Origin of the sequence: Paenibacillus sp. 1_12, from assembly GCF_900114475.1 — a bacterium.
Classification (GTDB): Bacteria; Bacillota; Bacilli; order Paenibacillales; family NBRC-103111; genus Paenibacillus_S.
On record NZ_FOTE01000002.1, the window covers coordinates 756,448 to 775,728 of the forward strand.

The window sequence follows — 19,281 nt, forward strand, 5'->3', positions numbered from 1 at the left end:
TTAACTCCTTGACAATGTTTTGGATTTGACCAACGGAAGGAACACTTCCTTACCCGTCCGTGCGGACTCATAAATGGCAAGAATAATTTCAACAGCTGCATAACCTTCTTTCCCTTGGATCATAGGCGGACGATTTTCTTGCACGGCAAAAATCATGTCCTGTATTTGCCCGGCATGTCCAGTTGTGGAAATTGCAGTAGGATCAGCGCTGCCGCTCATCTTCTCTTGCTTTCCATATTCACTTAGCACCTGAGCTTCTTCTATTCTTTCCGCGTCATCAGCGAGCTTGTATGTTTCAATATTTGAGTTGCTTGCATATATGGTTCCTGTAGTGCCATGAACTTGTAAAAGAGTCTCAAGGCCCGGATATGCGCAAGTTGTACCAATAAAAGTGCTGATCGCCCCGTTTTCGAAATGGATGACCGCTACTGCGGTGTCTTCGGTCTCGATGTTGTGATTGAAGGCTGCAGCTTTGGCAAAAACACTCTTGACAGGCCCCATCATCCACTGCATCAAGTCAATGGTATGTACGGATTGGTTCATGATGGCTCCGCCGCCATCCATCGCCCACGTTCCTCTCCATCCCCCGTTTTTTGCATAATATTCGTCGTTACGGAACCATTTCACATGAAAATTAGCCGTAATTAGCTTACCAAGTCTGCCGCTATCAATCGTTTCTTTAATTTTTTTGTTGCCGGGGCTCAAACGGTTTTGAAAAACACAACCTACATACTTCCCAGCTTTTTCAGCTGCAGCTAAAATGTCGTTGATCTTATCCAATTGGATTTCGAGAGGCTTCTCCACTAAGACATGCTTGCCTGCCTCCAACGCCTTTATGGCATCATCACGATGCATACCACTCGGTGTACATACACTCACAACATCGATGTCCGGCCGGTTTAACAGCAGTTCATAGCTAGTGTAACGGTTCTCCGGCGAAATGTTAAATTCATCACCTACACGATTGAGAACGCCTTCATCAAGGTCACAAATAGCAACAAATTCGCAACCCTTCGCTTTCACAGCACTCCTTACATGTGATTTACCAACACCCAATCCGACAACTGCATAGCCTACTTCATGATGAGTCATCCTGTTTTCCTTCTTTCGTTAAGTTTTTTTATATCCTCATTTCAATATTTCTTCAATTCTCAGCAGCTCCTCCTGGCTGAAATCCAGGTTGTTCAATGCTGCAACGTTGTCTTCTATCTGGCTTACCTTGCTTGCTCCTATAAGAGCCGTGGTTATGCGTCCTTCTCTAAGCACCCAAGCAATAGCCATTTGGGCGAGGCTTTGACCGCGCTCTAACGCCATGCTGTTTAAACGTTTGATCTTGGCCATTATCCCATCTGTGATGGCCTGGGCATTCAAAAACGGACTTGAACCTGCAGCCCTTGAATCGGAAGGAATTCCAGTAAGGTAGCGGTTGGTCAGCAGCCCCTTGGCTAAAGAGGAAAAGGCTATGGAACCTATTCCTTCCTCTTTCAGTACATCCAGCAGTCCGTTTTCTATCGATCTTTCAAACATAGAGTACTTGGGCTGGTGGATAAGACATGGTGTACCAAGAGCCTTCAAAATGACAGAAGCCTTTTGTGTCTGCTCGGCGCTATAATTGGATAGTCCTACATACAAAGCTTTTCATTGTCTTACTGCCAAATCCAGTGCACCCATCGTTTCTTCCAGTGGTGTTTCCGGGTCTGGCCTGTGTGAATAGAAAATGTCAACATAATCAAGTCCCATACGCTTAAGGCTCTGGTCTAGGCTGGAAATCATATACTTCTTTGAACACCAGTCTCCATAGGGGCCTTCCCACATCGTATACCCTGCTTTGGTTGATATAACCCATTCATCACGGTAAGCCATGAAGTCTTTTTTTAGGATTCTGCCGAAATTCTCTTCTGCTGACCCTGGAGGCGGACCGTAATTGTTAGCCAGGTCGAAGTGGGTAATTCCAAGATCGAAAGCTCGGTGCAGCATTTCACGTTGGTTTTCAAACGCATCTACACCTCCGTAATTATGCCATAAGCCTAGGGAAATAGCAGGCAGTTTGAGACCCGAGCTTCCACACCTGTTATATTTCATACTGGAATATCTTTCTTTTTCAGGCATATAACTCATTCCAATCCTCCGTCTTTTAATGATTATAGAAGTCCAGCTGTCTTACAAACACCATGGTAGGCTAATTCATGATAATAGGTACTATTCATGTCACAATTTAGTCTCCACTTGATATCGGTAATCAAAGCATAAGCATTTTTGGCCTGCTCCTGATCATGATCCCGAAGCAGCGTTACTTCCTTTTCACATCTTTTCATGCAATCCGTAAGAAGTTCATACCTATTTTCCGACTTGGTCATCATTAATAACCTATACCTAAAAAACATCTCAGTATGAACTTTAAACACTTTAACTGCTTGTATTTGATAGTCCATACATTTCTTTAGAATAGTATAGTCCTCTTCTGACAGATCATTCTTACATTGTTCCAGTATTTCACTCATTTTTTGAACATTTTGAATGGCAAGTTCCTTTTCATCCAATAGGAGTGTAAGATTTTCTTCACTAGGTTCTAAAATCCATTTTCTTTCCTTACAAGCCGTATTATAGGTATGTTCCATATATTGCAGCTGCCACTCATATCTTTCTATAGAGCCAATAAAAGAGGAGTGGAAATTATTCACTATGGATTCATTTGCATATTGGGCTTGTTCTGCTACTTTTTCTGACAATACAAAAAATTCCAGCATTTCATCAGGGAATCCGCTTTTCTTACACATTCTCCATACATCATCCAGTTTTATATTCATATCCCAACAGGTTTTGAAAAAAACATCATATTTAATAGACTGTAATCCCGTTAAAACTGCATAATCTCCAACAAATTTGGTGTATGGTCCCAATGAATAACCACGTATCCTACACATATAACCACTTATTCCCTTTTCGTAATAATACCTCATTCTATCGGGTATAAATTGAAGCGCGCAGGTGACCCATCCGCTCCAATCCCCTCTATATTCGCCTCCAAGATCAAACTCTACCCATTCCCTGCCCGGTGAAAGCCTGCCTGGGAGCGTCGCCGGAGAATGAAAACGATAAAAATCCTCAACCTGCATTTTACTTCTTGAGTCACACCGCTCAGGTAATTTACCCAAAATATCTTCATATATTTTTTCACAATCTGGATGATGGGTAAAACTAGAACAAATGATCCGTCCATCACTTCTTCCTGCTTCATCCATTGCCTCAAGGGCTTTATCATACATCGCAAGGAAAAGCTCTCCTATAGACCTTTTATCTGTGTCAGGACGATAACATTGCCATATTTCCATGGCCTCTCCTGTCCACAGTTCAATACCGGAAAGTGAAGGGAAGTCCTCCATGACCTCTTTGATTTTGGATTTGTAGAAATTCCAGGTATCTTCATTGTCTAATCTTAGTGCGAATAAACCATTTTTTGGATTTCGATAAAACAGTTCAGGGTATACCTTCAGCAGCTCTTCGGGTATATTGAACTCGGTGCAGGAAAGGTAAAAGTCCATTCCCCAATTTTTTGCCTCATTAATGATTTTACCCAAGCACTCTTTTGCAAGCTTAATCTTTCCAGATTGATCCTCTCTTTGTAGTCTGGCGAAATACCTGAAATCAAGAAATGCATACCAGCTCTTACTGATCCAATTATCAATCCACATCAGATGATTGATTCTTTTTCTTGCCAGAAGTTTGATCAGTTTGATATTCTCATCGATATTTTCCGTTGTTGTCAAAGAAGGCCCCCAATGTCTCTCGACACCTCTTTTTTTGATATCTGGCGTACTGGTCATATTTAATTGGGGTAACCGCACTTCATGATCCTGGATGTACGTCTGATCGAGAATTTCACATATTCCATATAAAATTGCCTTTTCACTTGCACCAGATAGATAGATATGATAATTTCCATCTTCAAAACCAGTATGAATAACAAATGTTTGTTCATTTTGGCCTTCCACTACTACAGGCTCGATGATTCGAATTCGGTTACCTCCACTATGATTCACTTTTAGCTGGAGATTTTGAATATGATACATATCTCTCCATTCGTCTATTAACAAACTAACGGCATTTTGCGTAATGATGCCACTGTTATAGCAAATCTCCAAACTCACATTACACATACCATTTTTTGTTATAAATAAATCCATATTTCAGATTCTCCTACCTGTCCTATTAAGTCTGAGTAACTACATTTCAACTGTATCTTAAGGTTCAATAACGGGTAGCCTTATGGTAACTTTGGTTCCCACAAATGCTTCGCTAACGATATCCAGACCATATTCCGGACCAAATTGCAGCTTGATTCTCTTATTAATATTTCCAAGTCCAATGCTTTGTTTATCAGTTCCAAATAGTTCCATATTTTCATCATCTCTAATACTTTTTAGTAATTCTGATAACTGCTCTTCATTCATCCCTACCCCATTATCCTCTATATCCATTTGCAAATAGCCGCTCTCTGATATGAATCCTTGAATCAACAGCCGTCCTTCCCCGTTTTTCATCTCCAATCCATGGTACATAGCATTTTCCACAATAGGTTGAAGTACCATTTTCAAAGTTTTATTCTCGAGTATTGACTCTTCAATATGGATCACGGTCTCAAATTTGCCATTATACCGGATGTCCATAATTAACAAATAGTCCTTAATACAGCTCATTTCGTCTTTGATACTCACCATGTCTTCCCCTTTTATACTATATCTAAATATTCTTGACATAGCCGAGGATATACTGACTACCTCCATCACATTATAGGCTAAACCAATATTGCTCAGGCAGTTCAAAGTATTATAAAGAAAATGAGGATTAATTTGACTTTGCAGAGCCGACAATTCAGCTTGTTTTTTCGATAGCTTGGCTTCATAGAGGGAAGTTTGATCCTCAACTATTTTACTAGTCATTGCCTCGACCTTATCTAACATTTGATTAATATTAGTAGCTATGATACCCACTTCGTTTTTTGACGAGATTCTTAATCTTTGTTTGATATTACGCTCACCAATTTGGGATAAGAATCTCACGATCAACATGACCGGACGCGTGGTATTATATATGAAACCGCTGCCTATAACAGTCAACAACACAATCATAATGATACCTAACCAGATTCCGAAGGAGACGATAGGCTTCATATCACTAGTTAGCTCTGCAATAGGAATAACACTGATTACCTTCCAATCTGTGCTTTCAATTTTTTTATATTGGACGATGGATTTTTGTCCCTCATAAAGAATTTCATCTTTTACCGTACTGCTTATTCCTTCCTGCCAAAAAATCTCCTCATAGAAGTCTCCTGCTTTAAGACCTTTATTGCTAACGATAACCCGATTTTCTGAATCAAGAATTAAAAAAAGTGAATTGTTAGTTAATTCTGCTGTATTTACTAATTTCTCTAACTCCCTAGTATCTAAAAGAAAAATACAGCTTCCGATTTTTGAATAACCACCAGTCATATCCAAAGAAGAAAATATAGGAGAAATATAGGAATAATAGTAGAAAGCATCACTGCTGTCTCTTACAATAGAAGAAAACACAGCCTTTTTAAACTCACTGCTTTGAAAATTATACATTTTTCCCAGACTTTTCAATATATCATTATTATAATGGAGGGAGTCTGAAATTTGCCTGTCTTTATTATTTAATAGAACAATACTATAAATATTTTGATTGGAAGATCTTGCATTAGTAAAAATTTCAGACACGAAGTCTTTTAAATCTGCATTCCTAATGATGTTGTCCGACACCAAAAGTTCCTGCACGTATTTGCTATAACTAATGGTAATTGAATCTCTTTCAACACTTTTTGCAATCGTATCCACATTTAGCGCTACCTGTCCCATGAGACCCTCTGCATACTTAGCAGCACGCTCACGAGTTAGTGAATTGAATAAAACACTATACATGCTCTGCAACAGGATCATCATAATCAGTGCTATCAATATAAGCAGTGATATTTGGTGTTTCAGCCTCAGATTATTAATTAAGCGCATTCAAATCTCCGCTCGTTTTACGATATTTGGAAGGTGTACACCCTAAATTTCGTTTAAACACCTTATTAAAATAAAAATAATCACTATAACCGACACTCTTACATACATCTGCTATGGATAAGGTACTATTTTGAAGCAGTTCACAAGCCTTTTTCATTCTCAAATCAGTCATATACTGTGAAAACGTCATGCCTGTAACCTTTCTAAACAGCTCACAACAATAGCTTATATTAATAAAAAATCGATTGGACAATTCCTTTAAAAACAGTTCCTCTTGATAGTGCTTATGGGTATAAAGCAATAGTTCTTTAAATTTATTATTGGCATCTCCAGGTTGATCGGGTTCAAGAAAGGAAAGCAGTTCAAATAAATATTCACTTAGCGTTTCTAAATTCATGAACTTTTCTTTAATCTCAATATAGTCTAGCAGCTCAAAGTCCATTAATCCGCTGCCTTTTTCACTATTTCCTGAAGTCTGCATAACCATTTCATTCCATAAAAGCACAGCATCTTCAATCCCCAAACGGTTTGCTATAAAAAAAGCTGTCATCCCTGATGTAATACCCTTCAGGTTCTTGTACTGAGCTCGTTCTAATGCTTCTGTTATCTGCTCAGCAAATTGTTTGACAAGCCTTTTGTTGCTCTTTCTATATTGTGAAATTGTCATTGACGTATTTACAAAACAATCATTACTAGCGATATCAGAAGTCTTTAAGAGCATGGCTAAATGGTCAGCCCCATCACTGGATAAACTAATCCCTGCCCTGTCGAGTAAACTTTCCTTTGCAGTAAGACTACTATAAATCAACGCGCTTTTATCTTCATCACTATTAATAATAAAAACACATTTTTGGGGGCCTAATTTCAAGGCAGTGAATTGTGCTTTATTCCCTAAATCAAATAAAACCACATCATCATATTCAGAGCTTTTAAAATACACCGTTACAACCTGATATCTGGAGTATGGGTTATGGTGCAGCTTGGTTTTCAAAAGTGACTGATGATCCCTGCTTTCTTCCAGCAAGGAAATGTAAAAACCTAAATCAGCTGTGCTGCGCTTGTTTTCCAGCTTTCTATATAGCTTTTCAAGCATTTCCTCCGCCTTTACCAAATCCAGAGGCTTTAATTGATAATCCATCGCACCTTCCTGCATCGCATGCTGCACATAGGAGAATTCTGCAAACCCGCTAATCACAATAAAATCAGCTTCTACCCCTTTTGCTCTCGTTTTTTGCATCAACTCTATACCTGAGATTTCAGGCATCCTGATATCTGTAAACACGACATCAGGTCGTTCTTTACAAATAACTTCCAATGCTTTGGCAGGTTCTGTCGTTTCGCAAATAATTCTAAATCTGTTGTGACTACGCTCTAATAATTTTCGAATTCCTATTAAAGCCCAAGGTTCATCATCAACAATGACCACACGATACATACAGCATCACCCACATTTCTAACGTTAGTATCTCAGGCTAACTATGACGTAGAAGAACCTAATCTTCAAATATTGTGTGTAAAGGGAACTCTTTATCGTACGACAAAGAGTTCCCTTTTTCAGTTCTTCTTTCAATATTATCCATTTATTTTATTTTAGAATTTTTCTTCGCAGAAGGCAACAATTCTGGTGTAAGTTTTAATTTTTCAAAATCTTCTGGAGATAACATCGTGGCTTTATTTTTTTGATAGTAATCATTGTAAAAAGCATCGACATCTTCGCCGCCAGCTTTCTTCCAAGCATCTTTAGCATCTGCAATAGCTTTCTCCGCAGTCATACTTGGTGTTGCAAGAGCTTTTAATAGAAGGTCATCTACTGCCTTTCCTCCATTTGTTTTCTTCAAGAAGTTATCAGAGGAAAGTGCCGGCATGCTTTGTTGCCATTTTCTTGGATCAATCGCACCAGGTTTATTGACAACTTGTGCCATCCTAAAAAACAAGTCTCCAAACTCTTGCAATACGGGGTCATTCGATTTTAAATACTGGTTATAATACTCATTTGCTAAAGGAGCATAGTTTGTAGAACCACCAGTTCCTAAAGCATTTCTTATAATGCTGTAATCTGAGGCATAGTCATATTCAACTTTATTCTTCTCCGGATCTACTACAACAACCGTACCTTCTGCATCTCTCTTTTTATAAACGCCATCAGGTCCATAAGTCAAATAATCCGAAACTTTAGGGTCATTTAACCAATTAATGTATCTGACCGCAGCATCAACATCTTTTGTACTTGCATTAATAAAAGCTGCATTGCCTGGACCCCCATTTATATATCCTGTAAAACTACCATACTTGGTAGCAGGCATTTCAAATGTATCCAGTTTTCCATTTGGATTATTCTTTTTGAAATTAGCAAAAGTTGGTGAATTAATTGAACTAAATTTTCCTGTAGCAAAGATTCCTATCTTTCCATTGGTGAAATCTGCTAGCGATTTATCGCCTTTGTCAAGTAAGAAGTCTGGATCTACAAGCTTTGCATCTACAAGTTGTTTTGAATACTTAAGCCAATCTTGCATTCTATCCCATACAAATGTCAGCTTGCCATCGACCACCGCATATTTTTCAGGATTGGCAAAACCAAACATGTGAGAAAGCCATCTTTGTGCATCAGTACTTAAGGATATTCCATAGGTATCATTTTTACCATTTCCATCGGGATCCTGCTCAGTAAATGCCTTTGCTACAGCAAATAATTCTTCAGGAGTCTTTGGCATTTGAAGATTTAATTTTTCCAGCCAATCTGTCCGGATGACCACAGCATGATTGGGTGCAACATTGGTTACCGTTCCTATTGTGTAAATCTTCCCGTTTACAGTTGTTAACTTTCTAAGTGCTGGATATTTATCCAAAATCATTTTATAATTAGGCATTTTGGCCAGCAAATCGTCTGTTATTTCTAAAGCTTGACCTTTTGATATGAATGGTAGGACCTCTTCATAGCTCGATACAACATCAGGACCCTCTCCAGATGCAAAAAGCATGTTCATTCTCTGTGTGGCTTCTGTTCTAGGCACCACTATAAACTTAACTTCTTCAAGCGGAGAATTTTCTTGAATCCATTTGGTCCAACGGTTATTTTCATAGGTGCCTTCTGAAGAAGGAATCGTTCCACGATCATAAACCATAACCGTAATTTTACCTTTTTTCGCTTTAGGATCGTTGGCATTGCTTGCACTGCCCACCTTTTTAGGTTCGTCTTGTTTAGAGCTGCATCCTGCAAGTCCAATAGAAACTGACATTACTAACGTTAATCCAACCGCAATTGCTTGAAAAGATTTGTTCATACTCTGTTGCCTCCCTTTTATGTTTATAATCACATCGAAAGTTCAAATCGCTTCCGATATCTATGTTTCAGACTGCGATATTTCTGCCGCAGCCCTTACATTTCCCAAATCATTAAAACGTTTTCATAAGACTGAAATATAATCGTCAATGTGTTTTTCTTAGCCCTTTACCGACCCGAGCGTAACACCTTTCACAAAATATTTTTGCAGGAATGGGTAAACGATGAGCATGGGTATGATCAATATAACAACACCGGCAGACTTAACCGATTCAGATATGACACTGCTTGCACCAGGTATCGCTCTTAGTTCAGTATTATTATCAACATTGATTTGGTTTATTTGGAAAACCATCTGTTGAATAAGCACGGGTAAAGTATAACCCTTGGAATCATTGATAAACATTAGCACTTTTAAAAACGAATTCCAATAAGTAACCCCGTAAAAGAGACACAAAGTAGCAAGGACAGCTTTTGAAAGCGGAAGATACATCTGAAGTAAGATTCTGAATTCGGAACAACCATCTATTCTAGCTGCTTCATCCAACTCTTCTGATATGTTTTCAAAAAAAGACTTCATGACTAACATATTAAATGGGCTAATTAGTGTCGTTAACCAAATGGACCAATACGAATTCATTAATCCAAGTGATTTTACCAGTAGGTACGTAGGTATCAAACCGCCACTAAACAGCATGGTGAAGACTACAAAAAACGTTATTTTTTTTCTGGCAAACAATTTCCTTTTCGATAACGGATATGCACATAATATCGTAAAAATCATACTAAGAGCAGTCCCAGCCCCCGTCACAACGATACTATTCATAACATATTTAAATAAATTAGTTGATACGATCAAGACTTGATAAGCTGCGGGTGTAAAATCAACCGGCCATAAATATACCTTGCCTGCTTCAATAGCTGCACCACTACTTAATGAAGTAGCAACAATATATAGGAGTGGAAGTAAACACGTTAACGATATTAAAAAAAGCACAATGTTATTCGTGAAATAAAATGCTTTTTCTCCAGTCGATATTTTCAATTATCTGTCTCTCTCCCTCATATGTCGAGTTTGTAAAGTGTGTTTAAAATAACGCATTCCCTGACATTTTAGCTAATTTATTAGCCAAAAGTACAAGCAACAAACTGATCACAGAATCGAACAACCCCATTGCGGTTGTCACGCTGAATTCCCCTGTGCGAATACCAACTTCATAAATAAATGTGGACACTACCTCAGATATGTTTTTGGTTACTGGATTTTGCAGAACATAAATTCGATCAAAGCCCACTTCCATAATCTTACCCGTAGCTAAAATAAACGTTAGTATAATCGTAGGATACAAACAAGGAATAGTTACCTTCGTAATTTGCTGCCACTTGTTAGCTCCATCTACTTTTGCAGCTTCGTAATACGTGGGATCTATACCCGATAATGCAGCTAAGTAGATGATGGCATTAAAACCACTATCTTTCCATATGCCACTTCCTAAAAATATGGACATCCATGCCGTGGGATTAAATAAAAACTGGTAGGGCTGCCCGCCCAATGATTCAATAATAAAGTTAATAGGACCATGTTTAACGGAGAAAACGCTAACAATAATACCACCAACGATTACCCAGGAAAAAAAATGAGGCAAATAAAGAACGGTTTGTGTTAATTTTTTATACCATTTCATTCTTAGTTCATTTAGCAGTATAGCTAAAATAATGGGGAACGGAAATGATACTAATACGGTAAGCAAACTAATGACAAACGTATTTCTAATAATTTCCAGTGTCTGCTTCTGTGCAAATATCAATTTGAAATTCCTAAGACCTACCCACTCACTCCCAAGAATTCCTTGAATAAATCTGTAATCTTTAAAGGCAATCACCGATCCAAGCATAGGAACATAAGCGAAAATAATAAAATACAGAAGTGGCAATAGCAACATTGCATACAAGGGTATATTTTGTTTAATCATTATTCTTCTGTGCATTCTTTCACTACTAGTCAATTTGTTTTACCTCCTGCTGCTTTAAATTCTGACTTTCGTTATTGATTTTATTTTCAACTCCCTTCCTTATATATAAAGTACATTTCAATTTAATCTATTTTCTCAAATATTGTTCATATATGGTATTGACTTTACTACCAAATATCATTTGATGTTGTTATTGTATTACATAAGTTCACGAAGAAAAATGTATTAATTTCGTTTCTTTTATGTAATATGTTCGTTAATGAAAACCCTCCTGCGATAGAAGAAATGACTTTCAGATCAAAAAAAAGCAGCTACGTTACGTAGCCGCGGACACCTCTGTATAGACGTCAGTATTCTGTGTGGAAAATGACATATGTTTCGTATGCGAGGACAACCTCATGTTTACTTAGATTGGGATAAAATGTAAAAAAACCTTGATATACAAGGCTTTTCACGAATCGCATATGTTTGTGTGTGGTGTATGGACTCCAATTTGTCAGTGCTTTTACACGCTTACCCTCTAGAAACAGCGCGATGTTTTTTCTGATTTGAAAAATATTTTTCTAAATATACAAATAACTGTTCAAATGCTAATATCAAAATCCAATAAACAATCGCAATGAGCACATACATCTCCAAGTAGCGATAAGTAGAACCAGCTTCCATCTTGGCAACTGCCATAATATCAATTACTTTTATCGTAAAAGCAAGTGACGTTTGCTTAAATAAAGAAATAAACAAATTTGCAAAATTCGGAATTGCGCTTACTAATGCTTGAGGAATAAAAATACGAATCAGCGCTTGTGGTAATGTCATCCCGACTGATAATGCAGCTTCCATTTGATTGTAGTCCACTGCACGAAGTGCGGAATACCAAACCTCTGCCTGGTATGCTGCTGTATACAGTGAAAAAATGAGAAGCGCAATAAACATCTTGTTAAACTCGGTAGGAAAAAATGTAACTGCAAAAGACTCATTTAAATGCGCAAATATATCCGGTAATCCAAAATAAACGAGGTACATTTGAACAAGCAAGGGTACGCCTCGGAAAATAGAAATGTACGCTGTGGCTAGTTGTGATAATACTGGTATTTTATAAGAGCGAACAATAGACAGTAAAAAGCCAATAATAAATCCAATAGCTGCCGATTCCAACACCAATAGCAACGTTCTTGGTATTGCATCAATAATTAATGGCAACTTGCTCAACATATAATCCCAATCTAGTAACATATTGAATCACCCCTATGCCTTTCTAGCCATAATCTTATATTTCCGTTCCGTACGATTTTGATAGATGGCAAGCAAACGGCCAAATAACATCGAACAAAACCAATAGATAAACGATACAGCTAAATATGTTTCAATCAGGGTTATCCCATATTTTCGTTGGGTTAATATTTGAGCTTGACCCATTAAGTCAACAACACCAACTGTAAACACCAAAGACGATTCTTTAAAAATCGTAATCGCATTATTCCCAATAACCGGAGCTGAAATACGAAGCATTTGTGGAATAATAATGCGTCGCAACGATTGGAAATACGACATTCCGACGGCACTCGCTGCCTCATACTGTGATTTCGGTATGGCTAAATAGGCAGATCGAATCACTTCTGACATAACAGCTCCACAATGCAATCCAAAAGCGATCACTGCAAACGTAAAATTACTCCATGAATTAATTTGGATGCCTACTTGAAGCAATAGCTTTGGTAATCCGTAAAAAATTAAAAATAATTGTACGATACCAGGTGTACAGCGCATAAAAGAAATATACACAACAATTAATTGAGAAAGCACTGGGATTCGAAAAATCCGAATCAGCGCCAAAACAAATCCCAGTAAAGTACCCCCAACTAATGCCATTCCCGTAAAGGATAACGTAAGGGGCAGTTTTGGAAGGAGCTTCCAAAACGCATCGATGACTTCTGCCAAATTAATCAATTGGTTGCCCCTCCGTTCAAAAAATTATTTAAATTTATATTGATCGTTCACGTCTTTAAGAGATTTGAACATGTTCACGCTAAACCATTTTTCAGAAAGTGCTGGCAATGTACCGTCTTCAATCATTGCTTTTGTTACTTCGTCAATCCGTGCTGCTAGATCTTTTTTCTCTTTGTTAAATAATACCCAAATCGGTTCTTTTGTTACATAAGCTGCTACTTTCAAAGGCAATTTCAATTGCTTATTTACGTTGTCAAATACGGTTGTATTTGTTAAAAACGCGTCATATTTACCGCTTGCTACCCATTGAACAGACTCTGCATCTGTTACTGCGTCGATATCTTCTGCAATAATAGGTGTGGCAGCATTTTTCTTGTTGTAATCAACGACCAACGTACGCAATCCAGTGGATGGGCTCATCGGAGTTAATTTTTTTCCTTTCATATCATCCAAGCTATGAATATCATCACGATCTTTTTTAACGATCAAAGAGTTCAAAGAATAACCATATTCTTGTGCACTGAACAAATATTTTGCTTCGCGTTCTGGGTTACGGTAGTAGAAGTTTGCTGCGAAATCATATTTACCAGTCTCTACACCAACGAGCATAGCTTCACGAGCGATTTCTTCATATTCGAACTTATATTCTTTGAGACGATCATCCAACAATTTCAAATACTCAACCGTGTACCCATCCATTACATTCTTGTCATTTAAAAAACTGAATGGAGGATTTGGTACTGCATTTCGTGCTACTTTAACCACAGTTACCTTTGCAGCAGCAGTTTCGCCGCCGCCTGTTGAAGGCGCTCCACTAGTGTTTTTGTTGGAACTAGAGCCGCATGCAGTTAACGCCAAAGCCGATGCAAGGATAACTGCTATAAAAGAAAACTTTTTCATTTCTCATACACCCTTTTCTATTAATTAATCAAATATTATATGTCCATTCTGAAATGCGACTACTAATAAACTCTTTGGTCCGCTGTTGCTGCGGATTAAAGAAAAGCTGCTTCGGTTCAGCTTGTTCTACGATGTTCCCTTTTTCCATAAAAACAACATGTGTAGAAATATCTCGAGCAAAACTCAATTCGTGCGTAACGATAATCATCGTTACCCCTTCTTGAGCTATTTTTTTGATGACATCCAGCACTTCTCCAACCAGTTCGGGATCTAATGCAGACGTTGGTTCATCGAATAAAATAACTTCTGGATCTAAAGCGAGTGCTCTCGCGATACCGACACGTTGTTGTTGTCCACCAGATAATTGAGATGGATAATGATCTGCTTTGTTTGCCAAGCCAACCTTTTCAAGTAGAGCCAAGCTTTTTTCTTTCGCTTCCTTTCTATTCATTTTCTTGACCACAATCAAACCTTCCATCACATTTTCCAGTGTATTTTTGTTGGCAAATAAGTTATACGACTGAAATACCATCGCTGTTTTTCTACGTAATTTCAAAATATCTTTGCGGGATAATTTCTCGGTATTGACTGATAGATCACCGATTTTAATCGCTCCCTTATTGGGTCTTTCCAACAAATTAATACATCTTAAAAGTGTTGTTTTTCCTGATCCACTTGGACCGAGAATCGAAATAACATCACCTCGATTGACCTGCAATGAAATTCCTTTCAACACTTCTTCCGAACCGAACTTTTTATGGATATTATCTAACTGAAGCATTTCTCCACCCCCAATTCTCGATGCTCAATCGATATCAGTGATCCTATCAAGATTTAGCATAACGATTAGGAACAAAATCTAGTCCCAAGTTTCCACGCAATGTTGTAGATTCATATTCTTCTCTAAACAATCCGCGTTCACGCAAAATCGGTAATACAAGGTCAATGAACTCACGTGTTCCTTCATTATATGGAGGCCATACGAAGAAACCGTCACATGCTCTACCCTCAAACCATTTTTGCATGCGATCTGCAATTTGTTCAGGAGTTCCTACAAACTCGGATTTTGGTGAACCATAACGGAATGCAGCTTGTCGAAGGGTTAGGCCTAATTCTTTTGCTGCTTTTTTAATACGATTTGCCATGTAGCTATAACCTTCATTTCCTTCATCTTGCAAATCAGGGAAAGGTGCATCTGGATCAAGTTTAAACAAATCCACATTTTTAAAGAACAGCTTTAGCTCTGTTAACGCTTCTTCATATGTGATATAAGAAAGAACTTCAGCAAATTTCGCTTTTGCTTCTTCTTCTGTTCTACCAATTACCGGATTCAAGCCAGCAAAGACTAGAATATCATCTTCATCACGACCCACTTTTACAACACGAGCTTTTAAATCTTCAAAGAATGTATGTGCCTCTTCATATGAAATTGGAGTTGTATATACACCTTCCGCATACTCCGCCGCGAATTTTTTACCTGCTTCAGATTGACCTGCTTGAAAAATCACGGGTTGTCCTTGTGGCGAACGATTGATGTTTAATGGACCACGAACTTTGAAAAACTCACCTTCATAGTTCAAAGCGTGTAATTTATTTTTGTCATAAAAGACATTGTTTTCTTTGTCATATACGAAAGCATCATCTTCCCATGAATCCCATAAGCCTTGCACAACATCCAAGTGCTCTTTAGCACGTTGGTATCGTTCTGCATGACCATAGTGTACATCACGGCTAAAATTTAAAGATGCTCCGCCTAAAGCTGTAGAAACAACGTTCCAACCAGCACGACCACCACTAATTTTATCGATCGTCATAAATTGACGTGCAACGTTAAAAGGCTCTGAATATGAAGTCGATAGTGTGGAGACTAGACCAATATTTTTGGTAATAGAAGCTAGTGCCGCAAGCAAAGTTATTGGCTCAAATTGATTCAATGACTTTGGAGCACTATGCTCATCAAAGTACAAGCGATCAGAGAAAAATACGAAATCAAATTTAGCTGCCTCTGCTTCTTGAACTTGACGGACATGCTCTTCAAAGTTTACATTGCCGTCCGATGGTACGTTGGGATGACGCCAAGATGTACGATAATGTCCAATACCGAATACACGAGCACCTAATTTCATTTGTTTATTACGTTTGTTAGTCACTGCTTTCTCCTCCATCCTATACAGTACGATCACACTTTTCTATATTTCACAATTCCATTTTGTTCTGTTTGTTCGATTAATCCTTCAGACAAAGCATAACGAACTCGAGATAATGTTTCTGTAAAATGAAATCGTTTTTGAATCAAAGCAGGTACAGGTTCAAATACGCCGTAATACGCTTCGTAAGCTGTTTTCCATTCTTCCGTTGTAAATTGATCCACCACTTTTTGTTGACGCTCAGCATTCAACTCCTTTAATTGCTCTAACCGCTCACCAAAATGTGCAAAGGGTTGATGATGACCAGGAAACGCCAATTGTACGGAATACGGCTTTAATTTATCTAACGATTGGATAAAACTATGAATTGGATTAGGATCAAACTCGTCTGACACATAACATGTATCTGGCAAGCTATCAGGCATCACTTGGTCACCTACAAAGATCACTTGTAAATCTTTACTGTACAATGCACTGTGACCAGCAGCATGACCCGGAATATGCAATACCTCGAACGTTGCATCTCCGATTTGTATCGTTTCGCCTTCATCCAAGGTGGTCAGTGTCGGATGTGGAAGCACTTGCTGCACATTTTTTTTCAAAAGTTCTCCTAACTGCTCAATCAAGTCTTCTGGAAGTCCATTCTTTTGATAGGTTTCTAAGAATAATGAAACTAGTGGCCTACCTTCTCCCCATAACCCTTCAATTTGTTTTTTCGCAATGGTAGATACGTAAACAGGTGCATGAGAATGCTGTTGAAACCAACCAGCAAGACCATAATGATCAGGATGATGATGCGTTACTATAATTTTACGAATTTGATCCCATGTAAATCTGATATCTTTACTGATTTCATGCCACAAAGCAATAATTGCTTCTGTGTTAAATCCAGGATCGATTAACGTGTATCCATTCCCATCGGGTAACAAATAACTGTTCATCCAAGGAGGGTTACCCATGGGGAGGCGAATTTGATATATCCCATGCGGATGCAGCGTATAGTGACTCATTTTATCCTCCACCTCAATCCTTAGTAATATCTTTTAATTGTTGGTACGCCTCATACAAACGCTGGATGCCAACCGCAATTCTTTCCTTAGAACAATACGTAAAACACAATCGAATTGTACTTCTTCCTTCGCGATTTGCATAAAAGGCACTACCATTCAGAATACTAACACCATGTTGTTCTGCAATCTGCGTTAGTTGAATGACATCGGTCAGTTGCTTAAAACGAACACTCAAGAAAAATCCACCCTGTGGTACTTGGACTTCTATAAGATCTCCAAATGTATTTACAAGCGCATCCACCATCGTATCTCTTTGATCCTTATAATGTGCATTAACACCATCCAAATACGCTTGAAAATCGTTGTTCTGCAAATAAGTAGATACGATCTCCTGCATGTATGGATTCGTTTGCGAACCACTCATAAATTGCTGCACAAATTTCAGTAATACTGGAGGAACGACTGCCCATCCTAAGCGAACACCAGGACCGATAATTTTAGAGAACGTCCCGATATGTATCACATGTTCTGGAGCAAATGTATGAATGGCAGGAAGATACTTGTTTGTATAGTTCAACTCAAGATACGCATCGTCTTCCAAAATATAAAATCCATACGTTTTCGCCAAATCAGCCAATTGTTTTCTGCGTTCTACAGACAAACAAACCCCCGTTGGATTTTGATAATTCGGCATCACATACAACAATTTAGGCAATGCCTCACCTGCTTGCACTCTTCTCTCCAATTCCACTTGCAAGGGTTCAATCAAAATACCGTTCGAATCGATTTCAAAGGGTCGAATTATAGTGGCACCCGCAAGACCAAACATACGAGTAGCACCAAAGAAAGTAGGATTTTCGACCCAAACTTCATCGTCTACATTACATAGAATACGCGCCATGACTTCGATCGCTTGCGCAGCACCAATCGTAATTTTGATTTGTTCAACTGGCACTTGAATCCCAATTTTATCCAGACGGCCACTTACCCAGCTTGGCAAATATGAAATTGCCGGGCCACCGAAATAATGAAGTGCATTCTTTCCTTGCTCGAACGTAGCTTGTTTTGCTGCCTCGGCGAGCTCTTGAATCGGAAACAAATCTGAATAGGGAAACCCAAATGATAAATGGACTTGATCCGGATTATCATTTTTCGTGCCACCCAATGTTCTAGTATTTTGCAAAAAGCGATTATATATAAAAGATTCGATCATGTTTATCGCTCTCCTAAATTTCAGGTCCCCATTTCGCTACCCATTCATGAACTTTAAATTCACGAACACCATGAATTGCGAAAGGAGAACGAGATAAAATGTCTTCTACTTCAGCTTGAGACTCGCCACGGAATATAATCAATCCTAAGGAACCATCCGCAAATTTGCCGTTTGCAATAATTGTTCCTTGATCGCGTAAATCATCCAAATACTTCATATGATCCGAAAAATATTGGTCTTTTTTTGAATTGTCCAATTCAGTTACAAATACAGCAAAGCTCGCCATTTCCCATCTCTCCTATTAATAATATTATTTCAAGTGGATTACTATGAATTAAAAATAGTATAGTATATGAAAATCACTTTTGCAATAAATTATTCGTGAAATTTCGACATTTTTCTTATTTTAAAGACGGAATGGGCAATATAGTTGGCCCATGAATAGAGAAGTCTGTTCACAAAATGATTAGCAAAATTACAATAAACGCTGATGTTTCAATAGAAATCAATTACGACTTCCAAAACACAATTAAAAAATACTAAATAATATATTGAGTCATTCAACAACAGAGTAGACAGACGAATTATATTCGGCAAAAATAAGCACTCTGCATTATGAAGACGACCATGGGAATTTTGCGACCTAGTGAACATAAAAGACAAGTATGACTACCCATACGTTGAATCATGTACGACTACGCGCAATAATGTGAGTTCACTTTCGACTTGACTTGTTACGTTTACGCTTGTAAACTATAATTAACGTTTACAGACGTAAACAA

At 38.1% G+C, this 19,281-nt stretch carries 15 protein-coding genes and 1 pseudogene; all 16 read right to left on the bottom strand.

Annotated features, from left to right (window positions below; all coding sequences use genetic code 11):
- Positions 1-1,092 (bottom strand): Gfo/Idh/MocA family protein, encoded by a 1,092-nt coding sequence (locus BM210_RS07220; protein ID WP_091166024.1) that lies wholly within the window; start codon positions 1,090-1,092, stop codon positions 1-3.
- Positions 1,093-1,128: 36 nt separating this feature from the next.
- Positions 1,129-2,118, bottom strand: a pseudogene (gene mgrA, locus BM210_RS07225) (L-glyceraldehyde 3-phosphate reductase).
- A 23-nt stretch (positions 2,119-2,141) separates the two neighbouring features.
- On the bottom strand, positions 2,142-4,184 hold the full coding sequence (locus BM210_RS07230) for a hypothetical protein (RefSeq protein WP_091166026.1): 2,043 nt from the start codon (positions 4,182-4,184) through the stop codon (positions 2,142-2,144).
- 57 nt (positions 4,185-4,241) lie between these two features.
- Positions 4,242-6,029, bottom strand: coding sequence for a sensor histidine kinase (locus tag BM210_RS07235; protein ID WP_091166028.1), 1,788 nt, complete (start codon positions 6,027-6,029; stop codon positions 4,242-4,244).
- Positions 6,016-7,464, bottom strand: a complete 1,449-nt coding sequence (locus BM210_RS07240; protein ID WP_091166029.1) for a response regulator transcription factor — start codon at positions 7,462-7,464, stop codon at positions 6,016-6,018. Before BM210_RS07240 ends, BM210_RS07235 begins: the two co-directional genes overlap by 14 nt.
- Before the next feature lie 145 nt (positions 7,465-7,609).
- Complete coding sequence (locus tag BM210_RS07245; RefSeq protein WP_091166031.1) at positions 7,610-9,310, bottom strand: type 2 periplasmic-binding domain-containing protein; 1,701 nt, start codon at positions 9,308-9,310, stop codon at positions 7,610-7,612.
- Between the two features lie 159 nt (positions 9,311-9,469).
- A complete protein-coding gene (locus tag BM210_RS07250; protein WP_091166032.1) occupies positions 9,470-10,354 on the bottom strand; it encodes a carbohydrate ABC transporter permease in 885 nt (294 codons plus the stop codon).
- A 43-nt stretch (positions 10,355-10,397) separates the two neighbouring features.
- A complete protein-coding gene (locus BM210_RS07255; RefSeq protein WP_256223308.1) occupies positions 10,398-11,315 on the bottom strand; it encodes an ABC transporter permease in 918 nt (305 codons plus the stop codon).
- Positions 11,316-11,795: 480 nt separating this feature from the next.
- Positions 11,796-12,515: an amino acid ABC transporter permease gene (locus tag BM210_RS07260; protein WP_091166034.1), complete on the bottom strand. Its 720-nt coding sequence runs from the start codon at positions 12,513-12,515 to the stop codon at positions 11,796-11,798.
- Positions 12,516-12,527: 12 nt separating this feature from the next.
- Positions 12,528-13,229, bottom strand: a complete 702-nt coding sequence (locus BM210_RS07265) for an amino acid ABC transporter permease (RefSeq protein ID WP_091166035.1) — start codon at positions 13,227-13,229, stop codon at positions 12,528-12,530.
- Positions 13,230-13,253: 24 nt separating this feature from the next.
- The gene (locus BM210_RS07270; RefSeq protein ID WP_091166038.1) at positions 13,254-14,129 is read right to left on the bottom strand and encodes a transporter substrate-binding domain-containing protein; all 876 of its coding nucleotides are present in this window, start codon (positions 14,127-14,129) and stop codon (positions 13,254-13,256) included.
- 28 nt (positions 14,130-14,157) lie between these two features.
- On the bottom strand, positions 14,158-14,910 hold the full coding sequence (locus tag BM210_RS07275) for an amino acid ABC transporter ATP-binding protein (protein ID WP_091166040.1): 753 nt from the start codon (positions 14,908-14,910) through the stop codon (positions 14,158-14,160).
- Between the two features lie 46 nt (positions 14,911-14,956).
- Positions 14,957-16,255 carry an LLM class flavin-dependent oxidoreductase gene (locus BM210_RS07280; RefSeq protein ID WP_256223333.1) on the bottom strand — a complete coding sequence of 433 codons (1,299 nt, stop codon included), beginning with the start codon at positions 16,253-16,255 and terminating at the stop codon, positions 14,957-14,959.
- A gap of 53 nt (positions 16,256-16,308) precedes the next feature.
- Positions 16,309-17,286: an MBL fold metallo-hydrolase gene (locus BM210_RS07285; RefSeq protein ID WP_091166043.1), complete on the bottom strand. Its 978-nt coding sequence runs from the start codon at positions 17,284-17,286 to the stop codon at positions 16,309-16,311.
- A gap of 13 nt (positions 17,287-17,299) precedes the next feature.
- On the bottom strand, positions 17,300-18,499 hold the full coding sequence (locus tag BM210_RS07290) for an aminotransferase-like domain-containing protein (protein ID WP_091166044.1): 1,200 nt from the start codon (positions 18,497-18,499) through the stop codon (positions 17,300-17,302).
- Positions 18,500-18,512: 13 nt separating this feature from the next.
- The gene (locus BM210_RS07295; protein ID WP_091166046.1) at positions 18,513-18,785 is read right to left on the bottom strand and encodes a YciI family protein; all 273 of its coding nucleotides are present in this window, start codon (positions 18,783-18,785) and stop codon (positions 18,513-18,515) included.
- Between the last annotated feature and the right edge of the window lie 496 nt (positions 18,786-19,281).